The sequence below is a fragment of the Bacillus cereus group sp. BfR-BA-01360 genome (assembly GCF_022663595.1).
In the GTDB taxonomy this organism is placed as follows: domain Bacteria; phylum Bacillota; class Bacilli; order Bacillales; family Bacillaceae_G; genus Bacillus_A; species Bacillus_A cytotoxicus.
Genome location: NZ_JAKUFV010000006.1, coordinates 104450 through 129542 on the forward strand (window position 1 = coordinate 104450; position 25093 = coordinate 129542).

Sequence of the window (25093 nt, forward strand, 5' to 3'; positions counted from 1 at the left end):
TTCGCTTTTTGTTTAATCAAATGTAATATTATGTACAGCCTCTTTATCAAGACGTTTAATCACTTCTACAATGAGTTTCACTGCATTTTCATAATCGTCACGATGCAACATAGCAGCATGAGAGTGAATGTAACGAGTTGCAATTGTAATTGCCATAGATGGAATACCATTTACAGAAATATGAATCGCCCCTGCATCAGTTCCGCCTCCAGCTACAAAGTCGTATTGATATGGAATATCTAGCTCATCAGCAACATCCACTACGAAATTACGAAGCCCAGTATGACCAATGACAGATGCATCATATAAAATGATTTGTGGCCCATCTCCCATTTTACTTTGCGCTTCTTTTTCTGTTACTCCCGGTGTATCGCCAGCAATTCCAACATCTACTGCAAACGCAATGTCGGGTTTAATATAGTTTGCTGACGTTTTCGCACCGCGCAGTCCTACTTCTTCTTGAACTGTTCCAACACCGTATACAATGTTTGGATGTTTTTCATCTTTTAATTGTCTTAATACATCAATCGTAATAGCACAACCAATGCGGTTATCCCACGCTTTTGCAAGCAGCAGTTTTTCATTTTTCATCACTTGGAATTCGAAATATGGTACAACTTGATCTCCTGGTCGTACGCCCCATTCCATTGCTTCTTCTTTGCTAGAAGCACCGATATCGATGAACATGTCCTTAATTTCAACTGGTTTTTTACGAGCTTCTGCTGATAAAATGTGTGGTGGTTTTGAACCAATTACACCTGTTATATCCCCTTTGCACGTTATAATTGTTACACGCTGTGCAAGCATAACTTGTGACCACCAGCCACCTACCGTTTGAAAACGAAGAAAACCTTTATTATCGATTTGTGTAATCATAAAGCCCACTTCATCTAAATGACCAGCTACCATAATTTTCGGACCGTTTTCTTCTCCTACCTTTTTAGCAACTAAACTTCCTAAATTATCTGTAGAAAGTTCATCCGCAAACGGTTCAATGTACTTTTTCATTACTTCACGTGGCTCACGCTCATTTCCCGCAATACCGCGCGCATCTGTTAGTTCTTTCAGCATTGTCAATGTTTTATCTAACTTTTGCATTGTCAATCCCTCCTTTTTCTTCATTTAACCTATTATATAATAAGTAAATTGAAATATTCAAAAAAACAAAGTGAAACTTTAATCAGTGGAGATTTTCTTTATGCTCCACTGATTATAAGCCTTCATCCATTAATATCCTTGCGTTTGACGTTGATGATTCACTTTATTTTTATCCAAATATGCTTTTTCAATTTCTTCTTGACTAAATTCAAGAACTTGTCCAAGACGAAGATAGCTTGTAAATAATTCGATATAGTTTGTAATAGACGGTTGATCCGTGAAACGAATTACTTTTGCATATGTGTCTAAGAAACTTTCCACCTGTGTTTTATTCGTTTGTGCACATTTATAAAATAGAAAGTTCTTATCAATTCCTAAATCAATACCAATTGATAAAATAAAATGTAAACCATCTACATATTCTTCTAGTATGACTTCACGTTCAGATGCTGGCTTTGTACTCCAATATTTAAAACAACGCGTTTCATTTGCAAGTTCTCCAATTTCAACAAGGAGCGCTAACATTTTTTCTTTTAATAGCTTCTTCGGCTGTAAGTCATGTTCTTTTGTAATATGATCATCTAATTCTTTTTGCAATTTAAATAGCTGTAGTAAATCCATTCCATCGTCCTCCTCTAACATCGCACAAAGACAATGTTGTTTCATCTCATATTTCACATAAGCTAAAAGCCCTACCCTTATTACCTATTTCGCTTTCTATTCCCTTATGAAATATCTTGTCCTTAAATCATGAATACATTTCAATCATCAGTAAATGATATGATAATACTTCTATATTATCTTTACATTATAACAGTGTCGTTTCTACTAGAAAAGATACCTTTCAGAAGCAATAAAAAAGTTAGAGAAGTCCCTCTTGACGTTTTATTACATAATTATAAAATTTATACACATTTTTCCGTTTATTCCATCAAGATGACGTGTTTCTATCATCGCTTCTACTTTTTCTTCCTCATCAAGTTTTTTGCGAGCTCTACTAAGGCTCCTTTTTCATATATCTACTTCTTTTCTTCATTTCCAGATAGGTTAATCTTAGGAACACATAAAAAAACCTTAGAAGAAAATCTTCTAAGGTTTTCAAGCAATTATTTTAAGTTGTTTTTTGCAACTGTTGCTAATTCAGCGAAAGCTTTTTCGTCATGAACAGCTAAGTCAGCAAGCATTTTACGGTTAACTTCGATACCAGCAAGTTTTAAACCGTGCATTAAGCGGCTGTAAGAAAGACCATTCATGCGAGCTGCTGCGTTAATACGAGTGATCCATAATTTACGGAAGTCACGTTTCTTTTGGCGACGGTCACGGAACGCATATAATAAAGACTTCATTACTTGTTGGTTAGCAACTTTGAATAAAGTATGTTTAGAACCGTAGTAACCTTTCGCTAATTTAATCATTTTTTTACGACGTTTACGAGTAACTGTACCACCTTTTACTCTTGGCATAATATTACCTCCTAGTGTGTTCTATATATCAACCGAACTTATTTTAAGTTGTCAAGCATTTGACGGATACGTTTGTAGTCACCAGCACTTACTAGACCAGCTTTACGTAGTTTACGTTTCGCTTTTGTAGACTTATTTGCAAATAAGTGGCTAGTATAAGCGTGATCACGTTTAAGTTTACCAGATCCAGTTTTTTTGAAACGCTTTGCAGCGCCGCGATGAGTTTTTTGTTTAGGCATAGGTATTTCCTCCTCTATCTATTACTTATCGTTTTTCGGTGCTAAAATTAAGAACATGCTACGTCCTTCCATTTTAGGCTTAGATTCAATTGTTCCTACTTCAGCACAAGCTTCCGCGAAACGATCTAAGACACGTTGACCGATTTCTTTATGAGTAATGGCACGTCCTTTAAAGCGAATAGATGCTTTAACTTTGTCGCCTTTACCTAAAAATTTAAGAGCGTTGCGAAGTTTTGTGTTAAAGTCATGTTCATCAATTGTTGGACTTAAACGAACTTCTTTCATGCTAATTACTTTTTGATTTTTACGCTGCTCTTTTTCTTTCTTTTGTTGCTCAAAGCGGAATTTACCATAATCCATAATGCGGCATACTGGCGGTTTCGCATTTGGAGCAACTAATACTAAATCAAGATTAAGATTTGCAGCCATATCTAAAGCGTCATTACGAGACTTAATACCAAGTTGATCACCATTTGCACCAACTAAACGTACTTCACGAGCACGAATTTGCTCGTTAATCATCATATCCTTGCTAATAGTAAGCCACCTCCAAGATTTTCTCAGAATATGTTTGCAGTCATAGAACCCGAACAAAAAAAGTGCGGGCATACGACACCCACACTTGTACTATCTTACGTAAGAAATACATTTACCTGTTAACTGCGAATGCGTCAATCAGGTGAGAAGCGGGTGCTTCTACTTGCTCTACAAAACAATATTCTATTATCCTTGATGAGTTTACCATAGGATATAATGTCTGTCAAGAAGACACGTTTTCCTAACAACAAGAAACATTGTAACAAACAACACGAATACATGCAATACTTTTTTATGATTAGTATCATTTCATTACTATATGTATTCAGCAAGAAAGTCGCGGCATGCCGCGACTTTCTTATCGTTTCCCTTCAACTTTAATCATATCAACAAAGGCATCTAATGCAATTGTTTCTGATTTTTGTTCACCATATTTACGTACATTCACGCCATTTTCAGCAACTTCATTATCACCTACTACAAGCATGTATGGAATTTTTTGCATTTGTGCTTCACGGATTTTGTAACCAATTTTTTCTTCACGTGTATCTACTTCAACACGAATACCAGCACGTTGCAATTCTTCTTGCACTTTCTTCGCATAGTCTAAGTGCACTTGCGGAGAAACTGGAATAACTTGTACTTGAACTGGTGCTAACCAAGTTGGGAATGCACCTTTATACTCTTCAATTAAGAAAGCAACGAATCGTTCCATAGTAGATACGACACCTCGGTGAATAACTACTGGACGATGTTGTTTTCCGTCTTCACCAACGTAAGTTAATTCAAAACGCTCTGGAAGTAAGAAGTCTAATTGAACTGTTGACAGTGTCTCGTCTTTTCCAAGTGCAGTACGAACTTGAACATCAAGTTTTGGACCATAGAATGCCGCTTCACCTTCAGCTTCATAGTATTCAAGTCCCATTTCGTCCATTGCTTCTTTTAACATTCCTTGTGCTTTTTCCCACATTTCATCATCCGCATAGTACTTTTTAGTATCTTCTGGATCGCGGTAAGATAGACGGAATGAATAATTTTCTAAACCAAAGTCTTTGTATACTTCTAAAGTTAAGTTCACAACACGTTTTAACTCTTCTTTAATTTGATCTGGACGGACGAAGATATGTGCATCATTTAAAGTCATTCCACGTACACGTTGTAGTCCAGATAACGCACCAGACATTTCATAACGATGCATTGTTCCAAGTTCTGCAATGCGGATTGGTAATTCACGATAACTGTGAATGTCGTTTTTATAAACCATCATATGATGAGGACAGTTCATTGGACGAAGAACTAATTCTTCATTATCCATCTGCATAGATGGGAACATGCCATCACGATAGTGATTCCAGTGACCAGAAGTTTCGTAAAGTTCTCTGCTTCCTAATACTGGAGTATATACGTGGTTATAACCTAAGCTTACCTCTTTATCAACAATGTAGCGCTCAATAATACGGCGAATTGTTGCACCTTTTGGTAACCAAAGAGGTAAACCTTGTCCCACTTTTTGATTATTTGTAAATAATTTCAACTCTTTACCTAATTTACGATGATCACGTTCTTTTGCTTCTTCAAGCATACGCATATGTTCATCTAATTCTGCTTTCTTCACGAATGCAGTACCGTAAATACGTTGTAGCATTTTATTGTTGCTATCACCGCGCCAGTAAGCACCTGCAACGCTTAACAATTTAAACACTTTAATCTTCCCTGTAGATGGAAGATGCACACCGCGGCAAAGATCGAAGAATTCGCCTTGTTCATAAATTGAAATAACAGCATCTTCTGGAAGGTCGTTAATCAATTCTAATTTTAGTTCATCATTAATTTCCTCATAACGACGAAGAGCTTCGGCGCGAGGCACTTCATGACGAACAATTTCTAAGTTTTCATTTACAATCTTTTGCATTTCTTTTTCAATTTTTGGGAAATCTTCAACGGTAATTGCTTCTTCCATATCAATATCATAATAGAAGCCGTTTTCGATTACTGGTCCAATACCAAGCTTCACATCTTTATATAAACGTTTTAACGCTTGAGCTAATAGATGAGCTGTTGAATGGCGTAAAATATATAAACCATCCTCAGAATCTAATGTAACAATTGAAATTGCACCGTCTTTTTCAATTGGTGTACGAAGATCAAGCATCTCATCATTCAATTTTCCAGCCACAGCTTTTTTCTTTAAGCCTGGGCTAATAGAAGCTGCGATTTCTTCAGTTGTTATTCCTTTAGGAAACTCCTTAACAGCTCCATCAGGGAAAGTAATTTTAACTACATCTGCCATCACTGGTCACTCCTCTTCTTCTCAAAATAAAAAACACTCATCCCCATAAAAGGGACGAGTGTTGAATTCGTGGTTCCACCCTTGTTCCAATTAACTAAACTGTTAATTGCTCAAGTTCAACATAACGGTGTTGTCCGTTAGCAATTACTAGACAAACGTTCACTGCTAAAGTTCAGAGGTGGTAAGTAATAAACCCGTATTAGGAAGCTCACACCTTCATACTTCCCTCTCTGAAAATCGTAGTAAATTACTCATGTCCTCATCGTGACATTTCAATATATTTCGTTTATGTAGGTAATTATATGCTCAAAAACTTAGAAAATCAAGGGCGTCACCCTTATTTTTTATTTTTTTCATATTGTGCTCAAATTCATGTAATGCATACAACTGCACCCTTTCCTGAAATACATTTTGCAGGGTAATAATCACATTGTGATCCTGTTCCTTTGCGTACAAATAAATCTTTTTTGGTGCAATCGACAAAAGCGGTGCAATTACCTTCGTATCAACATAGATATCTTTTTGATTTACTAAATCTTCATCTATATACTGCACTAATTTCTCTTGTTTTAAACGTACTCCTTTTTCATTATAAAAAATAAAACTTTCATCAAATACAAGGTGCAAACAAGACAATCGGGATTTTCTATTACTTACTTGTTGCCTTAGCATTTCAATAAACATTTGATATTCCTGCTCCATTTTATATTCATCAATCGCGACTATAGCGAGTCGATTGATCCTCTCTTTATATGCGCGAAGACGAAATTGAACGTAGGATGAAAATGAAAAGGATAAAGGGTCTCTTAGCCAATCTTTTAACGAAGAAACAACTTGAGACTCCATCTCTTTCTGCGTTAAATCTTGTGCGACTCCTTTTCGTTTCCCCTTTAAAATCTCATGTGCCATATGTAAAATTTGGCGACACTCTTCTTGATCCTCATAAAAAAACTTCTCTTTCAAAATCGTACGGAGCCATTCATTTTGTTTAATATTCACAATAAAATAAAGAAGCACTGGAATCAGAACTTTTCTAATATAGTTCGATTCACATATCGGAATATGGATTACTACTTTCTTTTCACTTACATAAATACTCGTTTCTTTATATAAAGCTTCCGTCCTTTTCATAAGTTGTCGATATACATATACAGCTTCATTTTTTTCTTCGAAACAAATTTCAATCACTTTTGTCCCCCCTTTTATCCCCGTTCCAAACAAAGCCTTCTCTTACGAAGAAGCGAAAGAGTCTACCATCCGGAAAGCTTTTACTCTTCGCTCGATATTTCTTGCTAATTTTATATATATTAAGGGCAGGGGAAAAAAATGATACAAGCTCATATGAATTTTGGTTGCTTTAATAAAAAAAAGAGCAAGCATCCACTTACTCTTTTTGTCACGATTTGCTTCGCAACTCGTATTCTTGATCCGAATCGTTGCAATCTCATATCATAGGTATGAGATATGTTTACATATGACGACGGTTCTTACCACCAATTGCAACAGGTTTTGCTAGGTATTTAATCCGTTCCATAATCCGAGCCGCTTTCATCTCTTCCGCTTCTCCACGTTGCGTATATGTTAAATGATGTTCTAATTGTTTAAAATCAAAATTAGATGTAAAAAACGTTGGTAAGTTCTCTAGCATTCGGAACTGCAATATCGCACCTAGGACATCATCACGTACAAAGCTCGACATCGCCTCTGCTCCAATATCATCTAGCATTAATACCGGTACATATTTCACCGCATCAATTTTCTCGCTAATTGTATTGTTCTGTAATGAGCTTTTTATTTCGCGTAAAAATTCCGGTAAGTAGACAATCATCGAGCTTATCTTTCGCTGCGCTAATTCGTTTGCAATTGCTCCTAAAATAAATGTTTTCCCTACACCAAATGGCCCATAGAAATATAGTGCTTGCACCTTTTTCCCTGGTTCATATGCATTTAAAAATTCATTGGCAGCACGTATCGCTTCAAAACGATCTCCATCTGATAAATCAAGCGAAGACATAGAAGCTTGCAATATATCCTTTGGCATATATACACTTTGAATTAACTTTTCTTGTTTCTTTCTCTCATCGTAAGCCACTTGTCGAACGCAGCGATCATATTGAATGTCTATCATTTTACCTTGAATAATTAATTTCGGTTCATATCCTTGAATGATATTTTTACACGATTCTAAGTTCGGACAATCCGCACACCCAACACTTTGGCCAATGTATTCATATAGTTTCACTAAACTTCTCTCGATCATGGAAGTTGTTACTTCATCTTTATGTTCTTCAATAAATGCCTTTACACGCGGATGTTCCATAACTTCTGCTTTCAATATTTCATATCTATTTTTAAAGTTTTCATTTTGCATTAATTTTGCAAATGAATTTTGAATATGCTCCATTCTTTCACCTCAAAGAGCGTTCATTCTCCTCTATTAATCACGCTTATATTTTTTCAATTCTTCTTCTAATCTCTTTCGTTCTTCTTCTAGCTTGTTCGTTTTTCGTTTTGAACTTGCCTTTTTCTTATCTGACGATGATTCTTTTGATTCTGCTTTCAGCCAATCCGGTACCATTTCTTTTCGTACTGTTTTTGTCGATGGACGTCCCTTTTTCTTTGTCTCCGCCCATTCTTGATATTGACGATTTTCTTCTTTCGCTAAAGCCATCGCTTCTGATACTGTGCTTACTTTTTTCCTTGCCCAATGACCTGCAATCTTTTCAACATATGTTTTAGCAAGTTTCATATCAGAACGCAACATTACATAATAAATAAGAACATTCACAACTCCCGGTGCTAATTTTTGATTCAACATAACATCTTCTACAATTTGTAAATCTGCCTTTGTTGCCTCTGCGCCACCTGAAATTTCTTTTAATAACTGCTTTGGTGAAATTTCTTCTAATTGTTTTATTAACAACTCTTCTTGCGTAGAAGGTTCTTTCTCCGCCATTGTTCGTGCTGAATGAGGTTGTACACGTTCACTTAATACCGGAAGTGCTTGTCCATGTTCAAATTGATACCAATCACGAGCCCCTTTACGAAGACGTTCCATATCAATTGTTTGCATTTCCGTCATTGCACCAAGAACAATATTTTGCATGGATAACACATCCACTCCGTATACATAAGCTAGTGTAATCACGCATTCACGAACTTGTTCTGTAATTGATTTTTTAGGAACAAGCGCCGATAATCCTTCAACAAATAGTGAAAAATCAAAGAAATCATTCCAAATTGCAGGTGCATTTCCTGTTTCATTTTTCGGCATCACTGTTACCTTTGGAATACGAAGTTCTTCTTGTACATGTTCAAACTGTTCTGGATTAAACGAACCAAATACATCATTAAAAGAATGCGTAATATTCTCATATGAAGTAAAATCAAACGTTTCTTCTAAGAAATATTTTTTTACTTGGTTGTACTTCGTTCTACTTAACCTATTGTATAAGAAAATACTTAAAACAATATCATCAAAAAACTGTTTTGGAGATAATGGTGGTTGCAGTTCATATATAAACATACGAATGTCTTTTTCCTTTTTGATATAGACATTTAAAAGCCCAATTGCTTCTAGCTTTCTTCGTTCCTCATATATTTCAGGAAGCTGCATTTGCATGGTTACCATAAGAGAGTGGTGCGTATTCTCTTTACCAAACAAGCGATCTTGTTCCAACTCCCCCCATAGTGTCATGTATAAACTAAAAGCTTTGCTACCTACTAAAGGTTGGTATAGCATGGTTAATACTTTCCGGTCATAGCTATGCAACAACCCTTTTGCGCTTACTTTATAACGATCAATTGGCAATAGCTCCATCCATGACTGTTTTTCCATCCTTGAAATTCCTTTCTTTCATCCATTCTACCCTAACATCTACCATGTGTTCACCTTATAGAACTTCTTAGTGAAAAAGAGCTATTAGCTTACGCTTCTAGCTCTCCTGTCCCGTTATTCGCAAATCAGATTTTTGTCCCGCTATTTTAGGGCAGTAAAACTCCCACCTTAAGATTTAGAGAGAAACAAGGAAGATAACGGGCCATAATACCCAATCAGCGCGAGGTGAAAACCTCGTCTTATTCTCTCTCTTTTTGCAGTATATCTTTTAATTCTTCAATAAACACATTTAAATCTTTAAATTGGCGATATACTGAAGCAAATCGTACATAAGCAACATCATCGATATCCCTTAATGCTTCCATCACAATTTCACCAATCATATCGCTTTTTACTTCCGATATTCCTAGATTCCGAAGCTCACGCTCTACATTTTGCGTTACTTCCTCCAATTGCTTTAAAGATACCGGTCGTTTTTCACAAGCTTTAATTAAGCCACGTAAAATCTTTTCTTTATTAAATTCTTCTCGTGTACCTTCTTTTTTTACAACAATAAGAGGTGGTTCTTCCACTCGTTCAAATGTTGTAAATCGGTTTAAACAACTTTCACATTCTCTCCTTCTTCGAATAGAGCGTCCTTCATCTACTGGACGTGAATCCAGCACTCTCGTACCATTATGAAAACAGGATGGACAACGCAACGTATTCACTCCCTTACAAAATAATCTTTACTCTTTTTCATTTCTCTACACGTAAATATATATCCACATTATATAACTTATTTATCTGTGCTTACCACTTTAAACTTATTTTATATAAATTAAAAAAAGAGGTGTATTATACACCTCTTTACATTTTAAATCAATTATGTCCTTTTTTAAAGAGCTTTTGTTTCTCTTTGCTTAATTTCGAAGCTACCTGTACCTCGAGGAAGCTCGATGCTCTCGCGCGTTTTCGCATTTAAGCCTTCTGCAATATATTCTGCAGCAACATTTGGATCGATACGATCCCCGCAAGTATAAACATCAATACTCGCATAGCCGTGTTCTGGAAAGCTGTGAATTGTTAAGTGTGATTCCGAAATAATTACAACTCCACTTACACCCTGCGGTGCAAACTTATGAAAGGCAACCTCACGTACTTCAGCACCAGCTCTTAGCGCTGCATCCACAAACAATTGTTCAATAAACGGCATATCATTAAGCTTGTCGAAATCGCAATCCCAAAGTTCAGCGATTACGTGACGACCCATAGTGTCCATAGTATCCATTCTACAGTTCCCCCTTATAAATTTAATCTAACTGTTCGAATTGAAAACTAATTTGCAATTTGGCTTGCTCCACTACCACGGGGGAAAGTTAGTCCAGAGAGGTCCTAACCCTTTAAGTAGTGACTACGTACCTCAGCTCTTAAGTTTACGAGTGTTAGTATACTTTGTTTATTTTCATTTTGCAACAACAGTTTTTTTGATTTTTTGTCAAATTCTCTTCTTTACTTTTCCCAAAATGAAATAAACGATTCACAAATACAGTAATCACAATGTTTTTCAGTATGTATCTTACTTAATAATATATCCATATAACTTTTTCATTTTTTTGAAAAGGAAAAAGAAGGCAAGCAATTGCTTGCCTTCTCATTTTTTCACTTAAATATGTTGAACATTTTCTTGTTTTGCTAGTTCTGCAGTAACTAATTTCACAAGATCGACAACACGGCGAGAGTAGCCCCACTCATTATCGTACCAAGCAAGAACTTTCACTTTACGTTCAGCCATTACCATTGTGGATAAACCATCAATAATCGCTGAGTGTGTATTCGTATTGAAATCAATAGAAACTAAAGGCTCTTCACTGAACTCAATAATTCCTTTCATTGTACCATTTGCAACTGTTTTAAACGCTTCATTAATGTCCTCAACTGTTACATCACGTTTTAAATCAACTACTAAGTCAACAAGTGACACGTTTGGTGTTGGCACGCGAAGCGCCATACCGTGAAGTTTTCCATTTAAATGCGGAAGAACTTTCGCTAATGCTTTTGCAGCTCCTGTTGTTGTAGGGATGATAGACTGCCCACAAGCGCGTGCTCTTCGTAAATCTTTATGTGGATTATCAATATTTTTTTGGTCATTTGTATAAGCGTGAACAGTTGTCATTAAACCGTTTTCAATTCCGAACTGTTCATCTAACACCTTCACAACAGGTGCTAAACAGTTTGTTGTACAAGATGCATTTGAAATAACTGTATGTTTTGTTACATCTAATTGTTCTTCATTTACACCAACTACAACTGTTACATCTTCATTTTTACCAGGCGCTGTTAAAATAACTTTTTTCGCACCAGCTTCTACATGAAGCATCGCTTTTTCTTTTGCATTAAATTTACCAGTTGCTTCAATTACAACTTCTACACCTAGCTCTTTCCAAGGCAATTCTTTTGGATCGCGATTGTTTAGAAGGCGAATCATTTTTCCATCCACTAGTAAATGATCTTCAAATGCTTCAATTGTTCCATCAAACTTTCCATGAATTGTATCATACTTAATCAAATGTGCTAATGTTTCCGCTGGATAGCTTGCATTAATCGCCACAATTTCGAATGCGCTTTCTTTTATTGCCTGACGAAATACCATTCTTCCAATACGTCCAAAACCATTAATTGCCACACGAATCATAATATGTTATCCCCCTTGAATGCGTTATACTATTTATCTCCAATCCCAATAATAGTATAACATAAAAAGGGAATATGTCACTAAACATTTTCATTAATTTCAAAATTTTTTAGTTAATCATGCTCCATTCCTTTAAAATCCGCTGCAATTGTTCTTTTGTCTCAGCAATTGTGCCATCATTATAGATCACTTTATCTCCTAATGTTATCTTTTCTGCTAGCGGCATTTGTGAATGAATCCTCACTTTCGCTTCTTCTTCTGAAAAACCATTTCGCTTCATTAAACGTTCTAACTGTATACTCGGTGAAACTGCTACAACTAAAACATAATCTACAAGATTTGTTAAATTCCCTTCAAACAAAAGAGGAATATCTAACACAACCGCTTGTACTCCTTCTTTTATGTACCGATCCTTTTGTTCATTCATCTCTTTGCGTACAGCAGGATGCACAATTCCATTTAATTGCATTCGTTTTTCTTCATTATGAAACACAATACTCCCAAGCTTTTGACGATTTAATTCTCCATCCTCCTGTAATATTTCTTTTCCAAAAACCTCTACAATTTTGTTATATGCTGGTTTCCCTTGTTCTACAACCTCTCTTGCAACAATATCCGCATCAATAACAGGAATGTTACATTCACGTAACATTTGCGAAACGGTGCTTTTTCCGCTTGCAATACCTCCTGTTAGTCCAATTACAACTGTCATTCGTTTTCCTCCTTAACAATAAGGCGTGAAACTCATGTTCCACGCCTCTATATTTTCCAAAGTCCAATAATAATCAGTAACACTCCAGGCAGGAAAGTAAATCTTTGTAACCACCGCATATTTGATAACATTGTGCCCATTTGCATGCCAATAAATAAAAATAACGAACTCATCACTGCGACTAGCATCGCCATCATCACTGGTGCATAGCCTAATAAAGATGCGCCTATTCCAGCCCCAAATGAATCTACTGAAAGTGCAATACCAAGTAATAAAGCCTCTCCAGCAGAAATTGTCCCTGACCTGTCAAAATCAGCAACAGTTGGTTTTCGTAAAATTTGAATAACTAATCCAAGAGAAGCAATTTCTAATTTCCAAACTTTTTCTTCTTGCTTTATTTCCTCTTTTTTATCGCCTCGAAAAAACTGATATAACACCCACGCACCAATTCCGACAAGAACAAACCCGCCGATGCGTGTTGCAATCATGGGCGAAAATACTTTCGCAATCATATTTCCGATTCCCATAGAAACAAGCATTACTGCTGCTGAGCATATCCCAATGATTATAATGGAGCGCAGTGGAATCCGCACGTTCCTCAGCCCATACGTAAGCCCTACACTACAACTATCCAAACTTAATGTAAAAGCTAATAAAATAAGAGAAAAGTAAAGAGACATCGGCAAGCTCCTTCCTATACACAACTCTGCTGTATGTATATGATAGATGCCTATCCGATGTTCACTTTCTTAGTTTCTCGGCTGACAATGCGGGCAATAATGCGTACCGCGTCCACCAACTACTATTTTTTCAATGGCTGTCCCACATGTTACACATGGTTCACCTTTTTTTCCGTATACATTCAACAGATTTTGGAAAGAACCAATTTCTCCTTGTGAATTGATATACGATCGAATTGTGCTGCCACCCCGCTTCACTGCTTCTGTTAATGTTGCTACTGTTGCAGCATGAATCTTTTCGATTTCATTTTTTGCAAGAGATGAAGCTTCTCGTTCTGGATAAATACCGGAACGGAACAACACTTCATCTACATATATATTTCCAAGCCCCACTAAAAGTCGCTGATCTAATAATGCAACTTTTATTTTGCGGTTTGTCTTTTGTAATTTCTTTTGCAAATACTCCACTGTTAGCTCAGGGTCAAATGGTTCTGGTCCTAAATCAGCAAGCGGCATCTCTTTGTATTCCTCTCCCTTTGTAAAAAGATGCATCGTTCCAAACTTTCTTACATCTTTATAATGGAGCTCTGTACCATCCGTAAATTGAAAGCGTACATGTGTATGCTTATCAACTGGGTCATCACTTTTACAAAGGAAATATTTCCCTTCCATGCGCAAATGTGAAACAATTACATAATTTGTTACATACAAAAGAAGAAATTTTCCTCTTCGTTCAATTCGTTCAATCGTTTCCCCCCGCAACAGTTCTTTAAAAAGCTCTGCATCATCTGGTCGTTTCACTAATTTAGGATATGTTACAATTACATCTTTCATTGTTTTTCCTGTTACAAGATTTTCAAGTGTTCTTCTTACATTTTCAACTTCTGGTAATTCGGGCATTTTATCACTTCCTTATTTTGCATCATACCAAGTTGGCCCGTATGAATAATCAACCTTTAGCGGAACAGCAAGTTCAATCGCATGTTCCATTACTTCTGGGACAAGCTTTTCAAGTTTTTCTATTTCCTCTTTTGGCACTTCAAAGATTAATTCATCGTGTACTTGTAAAAGAAGACGCGCTTGTAGTCCTTCTTCTTCTAAACGATCTGCCATAACGATCATTGCTTTTTTAATAATATCAGCGGCACTGCCTTGAATTGGTGTATTCATTGCTGTACGCTCAGCAAAACTACGCACATTAAAATTCCGACTTGTAATTTCTGGAATATAACGACGGCGATTTAATAAAGTAGAAACATATCCCTTTTGTTTCGCTTCTTGGACAATTTCATCCATATACTCTTTTACACCAGGGAAGCTAGCAAAATACTTCTCGATAAATTCTCCTGCTGCTTTTCGTGTAATTCCTAAGTTTTGTGAAAGTCCGTAATCGCTAATGCCGTACACAATCCCAAAGTTTACTGCTTTTGCTTGTCGTCTCATATTTGCTGTTACTTCATCTTTTTCAACACCAAAGACATCCATTGCTGTCTTTGTATGAATATCCATATCATGCTGAAATGCTTCTATTAATCCTTTATCTTTTGCAATATGTGCCAGTACACGTAATTCGATTTGTGAATAATCAGCCGCATACATAACCCATCCTTCTTGTGAAGGAATAAAAGCCTGGCGAATCTTTCTTCCCTCCTCTAAACGAATCGGGATATTTTGTAAATTCGGTTCTGTAGAACTTAAGCGCCCCGTTTGTGTTAATACTTGATTAAAACGAGTATGAATTTTAGATGACTCATCATGAACAACTTTTAGTAGACCTTCAATATACGTTGAGTTCAATTTGCCAAGTTGACGATAATGTAAAATCTTTGGAATAATTTCATGATGATCCATCAACTTATCTAGTACATCAGCTGATGTAGAATATCCTGTCTTCGTCTTTTTAATCACTGGTAAATTCAGCTTCTCAAATAGAACAACACCGAGCTGCTTTGGCGAATTAATATTAAATTCTGTACCAGCAAGCTCATAAATTTCTTGCTCCATTTCCTTTAGTCTACCAGCAAGTTCATCTCCCATATTACGCAAGCGCTCTGTATCAACTTTCACACCTTTTACTTCCATGTCAGCTAAGACGCACGCTAGCGGCATTTCAAGGTTTATGAACAGTTCATATTGTTTATTTTTCTCTAATTCATCTATAAATGTTTGTTTTACATCATATAAGACATGTACTTTGCGCGCTACGTGTTCCGCAACAATTTCCTGCGCCGGAACAGCACGTTTTGCTCCCTTACCATACACTTCTTCATCCGATTTCACCGCATGTGTTTCTTTCATTTTTGCTACCGTACGGAAATCTTTGTCTGTATCAGCTGGGTCAAGTAAATACGCAGCGATTAATAAATCAAAATCAACCCCTCTAATTTCTACGCCTTTCCATTTAAGTGCTACAATGGCACGTTTAGCATCAAATGTATACTTTCTCATTTCTTCATCCTTCAGCCATTTTATGAACGCCTCAGACGCAAGAGCTATATCCGTTGGGATGAAATAACAGCCATTGTCATTTTGAATACCAAATCCTTGAATGTCTGCTTTATGATAATTCTCTTCTTGCACTTCTACAATGATTGCACTATCTTGCTGCAGCATCTCTTCTGTTACTTCTTCAGCAATTTCAAATGAAATATCATCTAATTCAGCTGAAACAGCTTCTTCAGAAGGAGCCCCAAGCTTATTTAATAAAGACGTAAAACCTAGATTTTCAAAAAGAGGAATAATGTCGCCTGCCTCATATCCTTTATATTCAATATCATCTATATGCACAGTAATAGGTGCATCCGTAATAATTGTCGCAAGTTCTTTACTCATAAATGCTTGCTCTTTATGTGTCTCTAATTTTTCTTTTAACTTCTTACCGCTCACTTGATCTAGATTTTCATATACAGCTTCCACTGTCCCAAATTGCGTTAACAGTTTAATCGCCGTTTTCTCTCCAACACCTGGAACGCCAGGAATGTTATCCGATTGGTCCCCCATTAGCCCTTTCATATCAATAATTTGTTTTGGTGATAAGTTATACTTTTCAAAGAGTGCCTCTTTTGTATACTCGTCCACTTCTGTAATTCCTTTACGCGGAATACATACACGTGTATGATCAGAAACGAGTTGAAGTAAATCTTTATCTCCGGAAATTACTTTTACCTGTGCCCCTTGTTCACTTGCTTCTTTCGCTAACGTCCCCATAATATCATCAGCCTCGTAGTCTTCTAATTCATAACGAGGTACACGAAAAGCATCTAACAATTCGCGAATGAAGGGGAATTGCTCTGAAAGTTCAGGTGGCGTTTTTTGACGTCCCCCCTTATAATCACTAAATGTCTTATGGCGGAATGTTGTCTTCCCAGCATCAAATGCCACAAGCATATGCGTAGGCTTTTCTTCTTCCAATATCCTCATAAGCATCATTGTAAAACCATAAATTGCGTTCGTATGTATCCCCTTATCGTTATTTAAAAGCGGTAGTGCGAAAAAAGCACGATATGCGATATTATTTCCATCAACTAATACAACTTTTTTTTCCAAATTTGAAACCTCCCCATACAAAATTGAACTGTTCTTTCCCATATAAAAAAACCGTTCTTTCCTTCTCTCTATATTAACACGACTAAGAGAGAGAAGAAAAATAACGGTTTTCCTTATTACATAAAAATATAATATTTCACAGAAAAGGGAAGTGACGAGAACAGAGCATCTATTCTCGTCCCAATTTACTACTCCTTGGATGAAGGGGTTTTCATGTATTATATTAACAGGTCTTTGTTAATCTTTAATGAAGCTATTGTTAATATAATGTAAATATCCCTCAACCAAAATCTAAAGATTTACTTTTGGTAAAGCGACCGTAAACATTGTCCCTTCCCCTACTTTACTTTCTACAGTAATCATTCCGTGATGAGCTTCCACTAAATGTTTAACAATAGATAGCCCAAGCCCTGTTCCACCTGTATTTCGGCTTCGCGCCTTATCTACACGATAAAAACGCTCAAAGATTCGTGGGATTTCTTCTTTACTAATCCCAATTCCTGTATCAGCTACTTGCACGTAGGCATTCTGTTCGTCCTCAAATAATGAAACAGAAACGGTTCCACCAACAGGCGTATATATAATTGCATTATGAACTAAATTAATAAAGATTTGCTTCAAGCGGCTGGAATCTCCAATAACAGATACATGCTGCATAGCATCCATCTGTAACACAATCTCTTTATCTTGTGCCTTTTTATCTAACACCATTTTAATATCTTCCAGCAAGTCCTTTATATCCACATTTCCCATATTTAATTTAAAGCCTTGTTGCTCGATTTTCGACAAATCTAACAAATCTTCAATCAAGTCTTGCATACGCTCACTTTCTTTTAAAATAATGTGTAAGAAATGCTCACAAAATTTTTGATTCTTCATTGCTCCGTCAAGCAATGTTTCTGAAAATCCTTTAATAGAAGTAATTGGTGTTTTCAATTCATGAGAAACATTCGCTAAAAAGTCTTTTCTCATTTGCTCAAGTTTCTTTAATTCGGTTATATCATGAAATACAAGTACAATCCCTTTCCACTCATGATTCGTCCCAATAATAGGTGCGCCATATACTTCAAAATGCTTTCGTTCAATATCAAGCGGCAACAGCACTTGTTTGCGTACTTTCACTTCTGTCATAAAGATCTCTTCTACCAGTTCAATAATCTCAGTGTGATGAAACGATTCATAATATAAACGATCCAAATACTCTTCATCTGTAACATGAAAAATCTCTTTATACGAACGGTTTACAAGACTAATATATCCTCGGCTGTCAATTAAAATCATACCGCTTCCCATATTTTCAATCAGCGTATGTAAGCGATCTTGCTGCATTTCTTGCTCCAACGTCATCTCTTGTAAATTACGGGCTAAAATATTAATTGCTTTGCTTAACATTCCTGTTTCATCAGAATGACTCTCATACGCTCTTGCCTTATAATTTCCCTTAGCCAACTCAATAGCTACTTTTGTAACAGATTCTATCGGGCGAATATACTGTCCAGTAATTTTCATTCCAAGAAAAATAACTACAAGACAAGCAATTACAAATCCAACAATTAATAGTCCCCATGTTTTTTGATGAACATCTTTTAAAGGTTCAATTATACTTTTCACGAGAATATATCCTTGCTTTCCTTGCGCATCTTGTACAAATACAGCATGGTAAAATACATTGCTCTGCTTTGATTCTTTTGTAATGACCTTACTTTTTTGACCGGCTGTTTCAGAAGTAAGCTCCTCAATCATTTTTTGATCAAACACCGGCTTATCACTCTTACTATATTGAACCTTTTTCGCTTCATCAACAAAGAGGATCGAAATCGGTATTTGTTCTTCTAATTCGGTAAAAACATTCTGTGCATGTAAGACCTTATCAATACCTAACTCTTCTACTAATAAAGCAACATACCTTGTTTCCTTTATCGTCCTCTCTTTCGTATGCTCGATATAATAATTCTCAAACAACGTCTCTAACAGTACACCAAGTCCCACTAAAATAAAAATAATAAGCGAAACAAATGTAAAAAGAAGCCTGGAGCGAAATTTATTCATCTCCTTTTGGCTCCTCTAATTTATAACCTAATCCTCGAATTGTCTTAATATACGCTGGTTTTTTTGTATTGTGCTCTATTTTATCGCGCAGATGACTAATATGAACATCAACAATTCTCGTATCACCAGCGAAATCATAATTCCATACCGCGCTTAATAATTGATCGCGCGTTAATACTCGCCCTTTATTCCTCGCAAGATAAACAAGTAATTCAAACTCTTTCGGAGTAAGTTCTAATTTTTCTCCTCTGAAATATGCCTCATAAAATTCTGGTAAAATCTTTAGTTCAGAAATCATAATGCTATTTTCATCTGGCACTTCCGGAATTTGTTCTTCCTGCAACTTTGTTCGACGTAAAATTGCCTTCACTCGTGCAACAACTTCCCTCGGGCTAAACGGCTTCGTCATATAATCATCTGCTCCAAGCTCAAGCCCTAGTACTTTATCAAATTCATCATCTTTTGCAGTTAGCATAAGAATAGGTGTCATAACGCGCTGCAAACGTAACTCCTTACATACTTCCATTCCATCCATCTTTGGAAGCATTAAATCTAATATAATCAAATCTGGACGCTCTGTTGTCGCCTTTTGAAACGCAACTTCACCATCCATTGCTGTGATCACTTCAAAACCAGCCTGCTGTAAATTAAACTCAATTAAAGTTAGGATAAACTCTTCATCATCAACAACTAAAATTCGATTGCTCATTCTCTTCCTCCAAGTAATAGACTTGAAACCTTCTTCATCCTAGTATTTTCCCCGTTATTCTCATCATACTAGAAAACAAAGCCCCTCTCAATAGAATTGTCCATTCGGAAAACCTTATCGTTACAAAGTTGAATCGATAAACTTAAAAACAGCACGACACCGTTCCTATCGAATGGAGGAACAGGCATATGGCATTTTCATTCTTTTTGAAATTGGCGTGGTTCTCTCATTTCAAAATGGTTAGGAGAAGGCCATTCTACTTGGAGACACCATGTTATGCTTATACCGTACTATGAATTATGTTCAAGTTTTGAACGTGTACATGCAAATGATGAAGGTATATTTATTATGAGGATAAGCGATCCATTAGAAAATCACGGTTGGTGAGGGCTCATAATGAAAGAGACTTGACTATGTAACTTACCTATCTTAAAATGAATTCCATAAAATATAACTATATATTGATATAACGTTTTATGAGGTGCCTTTGTAATGAATCAAAAAAGATTGATATTATCCAGTATAGCCTTCTTATTTGTTGCTACATTTGTTATCGGATTTTCTAACTGGGAGACATTACACTCCTTCTTATCTGATTTTGGAGAAGGATTTGTAGCAGGATTTTTTAACTAAATGACTGCTATATGAGCATACGAAAAAAGTAGTACTCGTCCAGTGAGGCAGCACTACTTTTTTCTGTCAAACTAATTTGGCTTGTAGATTAGAAGTTATCTAATGTTTTTTCTAACATGGACACCGATTGGTAAGGAGGCGTTACTGTTAATCTTCCTTTCACAACCACTTCTTTACTTTCGTCATAAGCAAATACACGCATATCAATTGTATGTTCTTCTTGGGAAACCTCTATCACTTCAAAATGAATTTCTAATGTTTCATAATGATGAACTGGTTTGACAAACATAAGATCCTTCCTAACAACATGACTTCCTGGACCTGGTAAATATTTTGTAACTGCTGTTGTAATCATTCCTGTTAACATCATGCTCGGTACAATCGGCTTTTCATATGGAGTTTGGGATGCATAATCATGCTGAATATATAAAGGATTCGCGTCATTTGTTAAACCTAAATACAATAATAAATCTTTATCTTCTATTTTCTCAGTAATGGATAACTTCTCTCCTACTGTAATTTCATCCATTCGACGACCGATTTGAACTTTTTTCTTTAACATGTCACATTCCCCTCCGATTTCCACCTTATTATCCCACTAAAAGCGATTTTTATCCGAAGCGTTGCAATAACGAAGGCAATGTCTGTTACAATTCTATCGTTCTACTATAGGACATGAAGATTGATAACGTTTTCAAATTATCTCAAAAAAACAATCTACTAAATAGCGGAAAAAGATTCGGAACCCGAATCTTTTTCCTAGCACATATTTAACTTAAGAAAGAATTTCCATAACGTTACGCACAGATTCAACTGAACGATCTAACGCCATTTTTTCTTCTTCGCGAAGCTCTAACTCAATCACTTTTTCAATACCGTTACCACCTAAAATTACTGGTACACCTAGGTAAAGATCACGATAACCATATTCCCCTTCAAGATATGCAATAGCTGGTAACACACGGCGCTGGTCTTTTAGGATTGCTTCCGTCATCTCAACGAGAGAAGCAGCCGGTGCATAATATGCACTACCATTTCCTAATAGATTTACAATTTCACCGCCACCTTTACGTGTACGCTCCACAATTGCATCTAAACGTTCTTTCGAAATGAGTGTTTCTAGCGGTATACCACCTGCATACGAATAGCGAACAAGCGGTACCATATCATCACCGTGACCCCCAAGAACAAATCCAGTAATATCTTTAACAGAAAGGTTCAATTCTTGTGCGATAAATGTACGGAAACGAGCTGTATCTAATACACCAGATTGACCAATAACGCGTTCTTTTGGAAATCCTGCTTCTTTAAATACAGAATATGTCATTGCATCAACTGGATTTGTTAACACAATAATAATTGTATCTGGTGAGTGTTTTGCAATTTCTTTTGTAACACTTTTCATAATTTTAGAATTCGTCGCTACTAAATCATCGCGGCTCATACCCGGTTTACGCGCGATTCCTGCTGTAATAATTACAACGTCAGAATCAGCAGTATCTGCGTAATCAGATGTACCGATAATGTTAGCATCAAAACCTTGGACAGGGCTTGCCTCTAACATATCTAACGCTTTCCCTTTTGTTGGATTTTCAAGCTGTGGAATATCCACTAGTACAACATCTGCAAGCTCTTTTTGAGCTAATAAGAACGCCGTTGTTGCTCCTGTAAATCCCGCACCGATGACTGATACTTTTTTGCGTTTGATTGTCATACGTTCACCCCCGCTTTTATTATGCGTTTTTAATTACTGCTACGTCCATATTGTTAATAAGAGCATCAGCAAATTCAGAACATTTCACTTCAGTTGCACCATCCATTAGACGTGCGAAGTCATATGTTACCACTTTTGAAGCAATTGTTTTTTCCACTGCCCCAGTTACTAATTTTGCTGCTTCATTCCACCCTAAATGTTCTAACAATAATACTCCTGAAAGAAGAACAGAAGATGGGTTTACTTTATCTAAGCCTGCATATTTCGGAGCCGTACCATGAGTAGCTTCAAAAATTGCATGACCAGTCACGTAGTTAATATTTGCACCTGGAGCAATACCAATGCCACCTACTTGAGCTGCAAGTGCATCAGAGATATAGTCACCATTTAAGTTCATTGTTGCCACAACATCAAATTCACGTGGACGTGTTAAAATTTGTTGTAAGAAAATATCTGCAATAGAATCTTTTACGATGATTTTACCAGCTGCTTCAGCTTCTGCCATCGCTTTATTTGCTGCATCTTTGCCATCTTTTTCAACAATACGATCATATTCTGCCCATGTAAATACTTTATCACCAAACTCTTGTTCAGCAACTTCATAACCCCAATTTTTGAAAGCACCTTCTGTGAATTTCATAATATTTCCTTTATGAACTAATGTAACAGAGGAACGTTTTTCGTTAATTGCGTATTGAATTGCAGCACGAACAAGACGCTTTGTCCCTTCTTCTGAAATTGGTTTGATACCAATTCCTGATGTTTCTGGGAAGCGGATTTTATTTACACCCATTGTATCTTTTAAGAAAGCAAGAACTTTTTCTGCTTCTGGAGATCCTTTTGCATATTCAATACCAGCATAAATGTCTTCTGTATTTTCACGGAAAATAACCATATCGGTATCTTCCGGACGTTTTACAGGTGAAGGAACACCTTCAAAATAACGAACCGGACGTAAACATACATATAAATCTAACTCTTGGCGAAGCGCTACGTTTAAAGAACGAATTCCACCACCAACAGGAGTTGTAAGCGGACCTTTAATCGCAATTAAATACTCACGAATTGCATTTAAAGTTTCCTCTGGTAACCATTCACCCGTTTGGTTGAATGCTTTTTCCCCTGCAAGCACTTCTTTCCAAATAATTTTCTTCTCACCATTATAAGCTTTCTCTACAGCCGCTTCTAATACACGAGATGCAGCTGCCCAAATATCCGGTCCAATTCCGTCCCCTTCGATGAAAGGAATAATTGGATTGTTCGGTACATTCATAACACCATTTGTTACAGTAATTTTTTCTCCTGTCGTCACTGTGATAACCCCCATGTTTGAAATTTCATATGTATGAGACTGAGGGAATAACCCTCAGTTCAAACCGTTAGTCAAATTAAAATATTCCAATCATTACTTCTTTCCTAAACAGTCAGACTTTTAAAGGTTTATTTCTACTATCGAAATAGTGCTTTTTACTTAGCGTTGTGCTAGCGGAACGTATCTTTGATGCGTCGGTCCACTATATTCAGCACGCGGGCGAATTAAACGGTTATTTTCATATTGTTCTAAAATATGAGCTAACCAGCCTGACATGCGGCTAATCGCAAAAATTGGTGTAAATAAATCATGGTCAATTCCTAAACAATGGTATACAGAAGCAGAGTAGAAATCGACATTTGGCGGAAGAGCTTTTTCTCTTGTTACAATCTCTTCTATTTTCACAGACATATTATACCATTTCTCTTCTCCTAAAAGCACGCATAATCTCTTAGACATTTCACGTAAATGTTTTGCACGTGGATCACCATGTTCATATACACGATGACCAAATCCCATAATCTTCACTTTATTTTGAAGCGCATTATGAATATAGGATTCTACATTTTCTTCTTCACCAATTTCTTTTAGCATCTTCATTACATTTTCATTTGCCCCGCCATGAAGAGGCCCTTTTAGCGCGCCAATCGCTGCTGTGATACCAGAATATACATCTGAAAGTGTAGCAACACAAACGCGCGCTGTAAATGTAGAAGCGTTTAATTCATGGTCTGCATGAAGGACAAGCGCCTTATCAAAAGCCTCAATTTCAACTTCATTCGGTTCACGATTATTTAGCATGTATAAGAAGTTTGCTGCTAATGATAAATCTTTTCTTGGTTCAACAACCTCTAAACCTTTACGAATTCTTGCGTATGCTGCAACAATTGTTCCGACTTGAGCTTGTAATTTAACCGCTTTCAAACGATTGGACTGTTCATCCATGATTTCAGCGCTCTCATCATATAATGCTAGCATGGAAATCGCTGTTCGTAAAACTGACATCGGATGCGCAATCTTTAAGTCTACTTGCTTTAAATATGTGAAAATCTCATTTGGAACTTCCAAATAATTGGATAAAGTTTCCTTGAATTCCACTAATTCAGCTTCATTAGGCAATCTGCGATTCCATAATAAGTATACGACTTCTTCAAATGTAGCGTTTTCTGCTAAATCATCAATATTATACCCAACATACGTTAATGTATCATCAATAATTGAGCTCACAGATGATGTTGTTGCTACTACCCCTTCTAAACCTCGAATAACAGTCATGACACTCTCTCCTTTTCCTGAAAATTCTCCCAACCTTGTATCCACTTGCGCTCCTTCTAAATTATGAACGCCCGTTCACTCTTTAGACAAGCAAAATGCACGATCATGCAACTTGTTGTGATATCCCCATCATGTAAGTTCTATTGCTTTATTTGTCTAAAGCATGAGCGTGAGTTTCTCCCCGACTCCTCACACTTAGAACTACAGATGGTGAGGAAAACTAGTTTCGAAGAGTTTATGATAAAAACAACATAAAACAATATCACTAAAAATTGTTTTATGTTGTTTTTATTTTATCTGGTGTAAGTCTTTGTTGTTATGTAA

The 25093-nt window shown here is 36.4% G+C and carries 23 protein-coding genes and 2 other annotated features; of the genes, 1 reads left to right on the top strand and 22 read right to left on the bottom strand.

Annotation, left to right across the window (positions count from 1 at the left end):
- Positions 1-12: 12 nt before the first annotated feature.
- The 18 genes from MR056_RS08075 to MR056_RS08160 all read right to left on the bottom strand — a co-directional run bounded on the left by MR056_RS08075 (position 13) and on the right by MR056_RS08160 (position 19835).
- Complete coding sequence (locus MR056_RS08075) at positions 13-1098, bottom strand: M42 family metallopeptidase (protein WP_012095715.1); 1086 nt, start codon at positions 1096-1098, stop codon at positions 13-15.
- 129 nt (positions 1099-1227) lie between these two features.
- Positions 1228-1719, bottom strand: coding sequence for a dUTP diphosphatase (locus tag MR056_RS08080; protein ID WP_041810065.1), 492 nt, complete (start codon positions 1717-1719; stop codon positions 1228-1230).
- Positions 1720-2204: 485 nt separating this feature from the next.
- Positions 2205-2561 (bottom strand): 50S ribosomal protein L20, encoded by a 357-nt coding sequence (rplT, locus tag MR056_RS08085; protein ID WP_012095717.1) that lies wholly within the window; start codon positions 2559-2561, stop codon positions 2205-2207.
- Positions 2562-2599: 38 nt separating this feature from the next.
- Positions 2600-2800, bottom strand: a complete 201-nt coding sequence (gene rpmI / locus MR056_RS08090; RefSeq protein WP_012095718.1) for a 50S ribosomal protein L35 — start codon at positions 2798-2800, stop codon at positions 2600-2602.
- A 21-nt stretch (positions 2801-2821) separates the two neighbouring features.
- Positions 2822-3325, bottom strand: a complete 504-nt coding sequence (gene infC / locus MR056_RS08095) for a translation initiation factor IF-3 (protein ID WP_109090154.1) — start codon at positions 3323-3325, stop codon at positions 2822-2824.
- A gap of 62 nt (positions 3326-3387) precedes the next feature.
- Positions 3388-3508 (bottom strand) — a sequence feature (ribosomal protein L20 leader region).
- 187 nt (positions 3509-3695) lie between these two features.
- Positions 3696-5627, bottom strand: coding sequence for a threonine--tRNA ligase (gene thrS, locus MR056_RS08100; protein ID WP_012095720.1), 1932 nt, complete (start codon positions 5625-5627; stop codon positions 3696-3698).
- Between the two features lie 47 nt (positions 5628-5674).
- Positions 5675-5902: a binding site (T-box leader), on the bottom strand.
- Positions 5903-5933: 31 nt separating this feature from the next.
- Positions 5934-6815 carry a putative sporulation protein YtxC gene (gene ytxC / locus MR056_RS08105; protein ID WP_048724075.1) on the bottom strand — a complete coding sequence of 294 codons (882 nt, stop codon included), beginning with the start codon at positions 6813-6815 and terminating at the stop codon, positions 5934-5936.
- Positions 6816-7095: 280 nt separating this feature from the next.
- The gene (gene dnaI / locus MR056_RS08110) at positions 7096-8031 is read right to left on the bottom strand and encodes a primosomal protein DnaI (protein ID WP_012095722.1); all 936 of its coding nucleotides are present in this window, start codon (positions 8029-8031) and stop codon (positions 7096-7098) included.
- 33 nt (positions 8032-8064) lie between these two features.
- Positions 8065-9465: a replication initiation and membrane attachment family protein gene (locus MR056_RS08115; RefSeq protein ID WP_012095724.1), complete on the bottom strand. Its 1401-nt coding sequence runs from the start codon at positions 9463-9465 to the stop codon at positions 8065-8067.
- A 239-nt stretch (positions 9466-9704) separates the two neighbouring features.
- The gene (nrdR, locus tag MR056_RS08120; RefSeq protein WP_012095725.1) at positions 9705-10166 is read right to left on the bottom strand and encodes a transcriptional regulator NrdR; all 462 of its coding nucleotides are present in this window, start codon (positions 10164-10166) and stop codon (positions 9705-9707) included.
- Positions 10167-10342: 176 nt separating this feature from the next.
- The gene (speD, locus tag MR056_RS08125) at positions 10343-10726 is read right to left on the bottom strand and encodes an adenosylmethionine decarboxylase (RefSeq protein WP_176371956.1); all 384 of its coding nucleotides are present in this window, start codon (positions 10724-10726) and stop codon (positions 10343-10345) included.
- A 384-nt stretch (positions 10727-11110) separates the two neighbouring features.
- Positions 11111-12139, bottom strand: coding sequence for a glyceraldehyde-3-phosphate dehydrogenase (locus MR056_RS08130; RefSeq protein WP_012095727.1), 1029 nt, complete (start codon positions 12137-12139; stop codon positions 11111-11113).
- Between the two features lie 109 nt (positions 12140-12248).
- Positions 12249-12851, bottom strand: coding sequence for a dephospho-CoA kinase (coaE, locus tag MR056_RS08135; protein ID WP_012095728.1), 603 nt, complete (start codon positions 12849-12851; stop codon positions 12249-12251).
- Between the two features lie 47 nt (positions 12852-12898).
- A complete protein-coding gene (gene ytaF / locus MR056_RS08140; RefSeq protein WP_012095730.1) occupies positions 12899-13531 on the bottom strand; it encodes a sporulation membrane protein YtaF in 633 nt (210 codons plus the stop codon).
- A 69-nt stretch (positions 13532-13600) separates the two neighbouring features.
- On the bottom strand, positions 13601-14431 hold the full coding sequence (mutM, locus tag MR056_RS08145) for a DNA-formamidopyrimidine glycosylase (RefSeq protein WP_012095731.1): 831 nt from the start codon (positions 14429-14431) through the stop codon (positions 13601-13603).
- A gap of 12 nt (positions 14432-14443) precedes the next feature.
- Positions 14444-17077 (bottom strand): DNA polymerase I, encoded by a 2634-nt coding sequence (gene polA / locus MR056_RS08150; protein ID WP_140388440.1) that lies wholly within the window; start codon positions 17075-17077, stop codon positions 14444-14446.
- A 291-nt stretch (positions 17078-17368) separates the two neighbouring features.
- Entirely contained in the window at positions 17369-19126 is a 1758-nt protein-coding gene (gene pnpS / locus MR056_RS08155; protein ID WP_087099275.1) for a two-component system histidine kinase PnpS, read from the bottom strand.
- Entirely contained in the window at positions 19119-19835 is a 717-nt protein-coding gene (locus MR056_RS08160) for a response regulator transcription factor (protein WP_012095734.1), read from the bottom strand. The genes pnpS and MR056_RS08160 overlap by 8 nt, the downstream gene beginning before the upstream one ends.
- Before the next feature lie 492 nt (positions 19836-20327).
- Between MR056_RS08160 and MR056_RS08165 the strand changes: the two genes are divergently transcribed.
- A complete protein-coding gene (locus tag MR056_RS08165) occupies positions 20328-20468 on the top strand; it encodes a hypothetical protein (RefSeq protein WP_167527346.1) in 141 nt (46 codons plus the stop codon).
- A gap of 88 nt (positions 20469-20556) precedes the next feature.
- Here MR056_RS08165 and MR056_RS08170 read toward each other — a convergent pair whose 3' ends face one another.
- The 4 genes from MR056_RS08170 to citZ all read right to left on the bottom strand — a co-directional run bounded on the left by MR056_RS08170 (position 20557) and on the right by citZ (position 24802).
- On the bottom strand, positions 20557-21030 hold the full coding sequence (locus MR056_RS08170) for a MaoC/PaaZ C-terminal domain-containing protein (protein ID WP_041810066.1): 474 nt from the start codon (positions 21028-21030) through the stop codon (positions 20557-20559).
- A 213-nt stretch (positions 21031-21243) separates the two neighbouring features.
- Positions 21244-22182, bottom strand: a complete 939-nt coding sequence (gene mdh, locus MR056_RS08175) for a malate dehydrogenase (RefSeq protein WP_012095736.1) — start codon at positions 22180-22182, stop codon at positions 21244-21246.
- Between the two features lie 19 nt (positions 22183-22201).
- Positions 22202-23494, bottom strand: a complete 1293-nt coding sequence (gene icd / locus MR056_RS08180; protein WP_012095737.1) for an NADP-dependent isocitrate dehydrogenase — start codon at positions 23492-23494, stop codon at positions 22202-22204.
- A 159-nt stretch (positions 23495-23653) separates the two neighbouring features.
- Entirely contained in the window at positions 23654-24802 is a 1149-nt protein-coding gene (gene citZ / locus MR056_RS08185) for a citrate synthase (protein ID WP_176371957.1), read from the bottom strand.
- Between the last annotated feature and the right edge of the window lie 291 nt (positions 24803-25093).

Bases quoted from the DNA above. Each gene is read 5' to 3' on its own strand.
- MR056_RS08075 (WP_012095715.1), bottom strand. From the start codon at position 1,098: ATGCAAAAGTTAGATAAAACATTGACAATGCTGAAAGAACTAACAGAT.
- MR056_RS08080 (WP_041810065.1), bottom strand. From the start codon at position 1,719: ATGGATTTACTACAGCTATTTAAATTGCAAAAAGAATTAGATGATCAT.
- rplT (WP_012095717.1), bottom strand. From the start codon at position 2,561: ATGCCAAGAGTAAAAGGTGGTACAGTTACTCGTAAACGTCGTAAAAAA.
- rpmI (WP_012095718.1), bottom strand. From the start codon at position 2,800: ATGCCTAAACAAAAAACTCATCGCGGCGCTGCAAAGCGTTTCAAAAAA.
- infC (WP_109090154.1), bottom strand. From the start codon at position 3,325: ATGATGATTAACGAGCAAATTCGTGCTCGTGAAGTACGTTTAGTTGGT.
- thrS (WP_012095720.1), bottom strand. From the start codon at position 5,627: ATGGCAGATGTAGTTAAAATTACTTTCCCTGATGGAGCTGTTAAGGAG.
- dnaI (WP_012095722.1), bottom strand. From the start codon at position 8,031: ATGGAGCATATTCAAAATTCATTTGCAAAATTAATGCAAAATGAAAAC.
- MR056_RS08115 (WP_012095724.1), bottom strand. From the start codon at position 9,465: ATGGAAAAACAGTCATGGATGGAGCTATTGCCAATTGATCGTTATAAA.
- speD (WP_176371956.1), bottom strand. From the start codon at position 10,726: ATGGACACTATGGGTCGTCACGTAATCGCTGAACTTTGGGATTGCGAT.
- MR056_RS08130 (WP_012095727.1), bottom strand. From the start codon at position 12,139: ATGATTCGTGTGGCAATTAATGGTTTTGGACGTATTGGAAGAATGGTA.
- coaE (WP_012095728.1), bottom strand. From the start codon at position 12,851: ATGACAGTTGTAATTGGACTAACAGGAGGTATTGCAAGCGGAAAAAGC.
- ytaF (WP_012095730.1), bottom strand. From the start codon at position 13,531: ATGTCTCTTTACTTTTCTCTTATTTTATTAGCTTTTACATTAAGTTTG.
- mutM (WP_012095731.1), bottom strand. From the start codon at position 14,431: ATGCCCGAATTACCAGAAGTTGAAAATGTAAGAAGAACACTTGAAAAT.
- pnpS (WP_087099275.1), bottom strand. From the start codon at position 19,126: ATGAATAAATTTCGCTCCAGGCTTCTTTTTACATTTGTTTCGCTTATT.
- MR056_RS08160 (WP_012095734.1), bottom strand. From the start codon at position 19,835: ATGAGCAATCGAATTTTAGTTGTTGATGATGAAGAGTTTATCCTAACT.
- MR056_RS08165 (WP_167527346.1), top strand. From the start codon at position 20,328: ATGAATCAAAAAAGATTGATATTATCCAGTATAGCCTTCTTATTTGTT.
- MR056_RS08170 (WP_041810066.1), bottom strand. From the start codon at position 21,030: ATGTTAAAGAAAAAAGTTCAAATCGGTCGTCGAATGGATGAAATTACA.
- mdh (WP_012095736.1), bottom strand. From the start codon at position 22,182: ATGACAATCAAACGCAAAAAAGTATCAGTCATCGGTGCGGGATTTACA.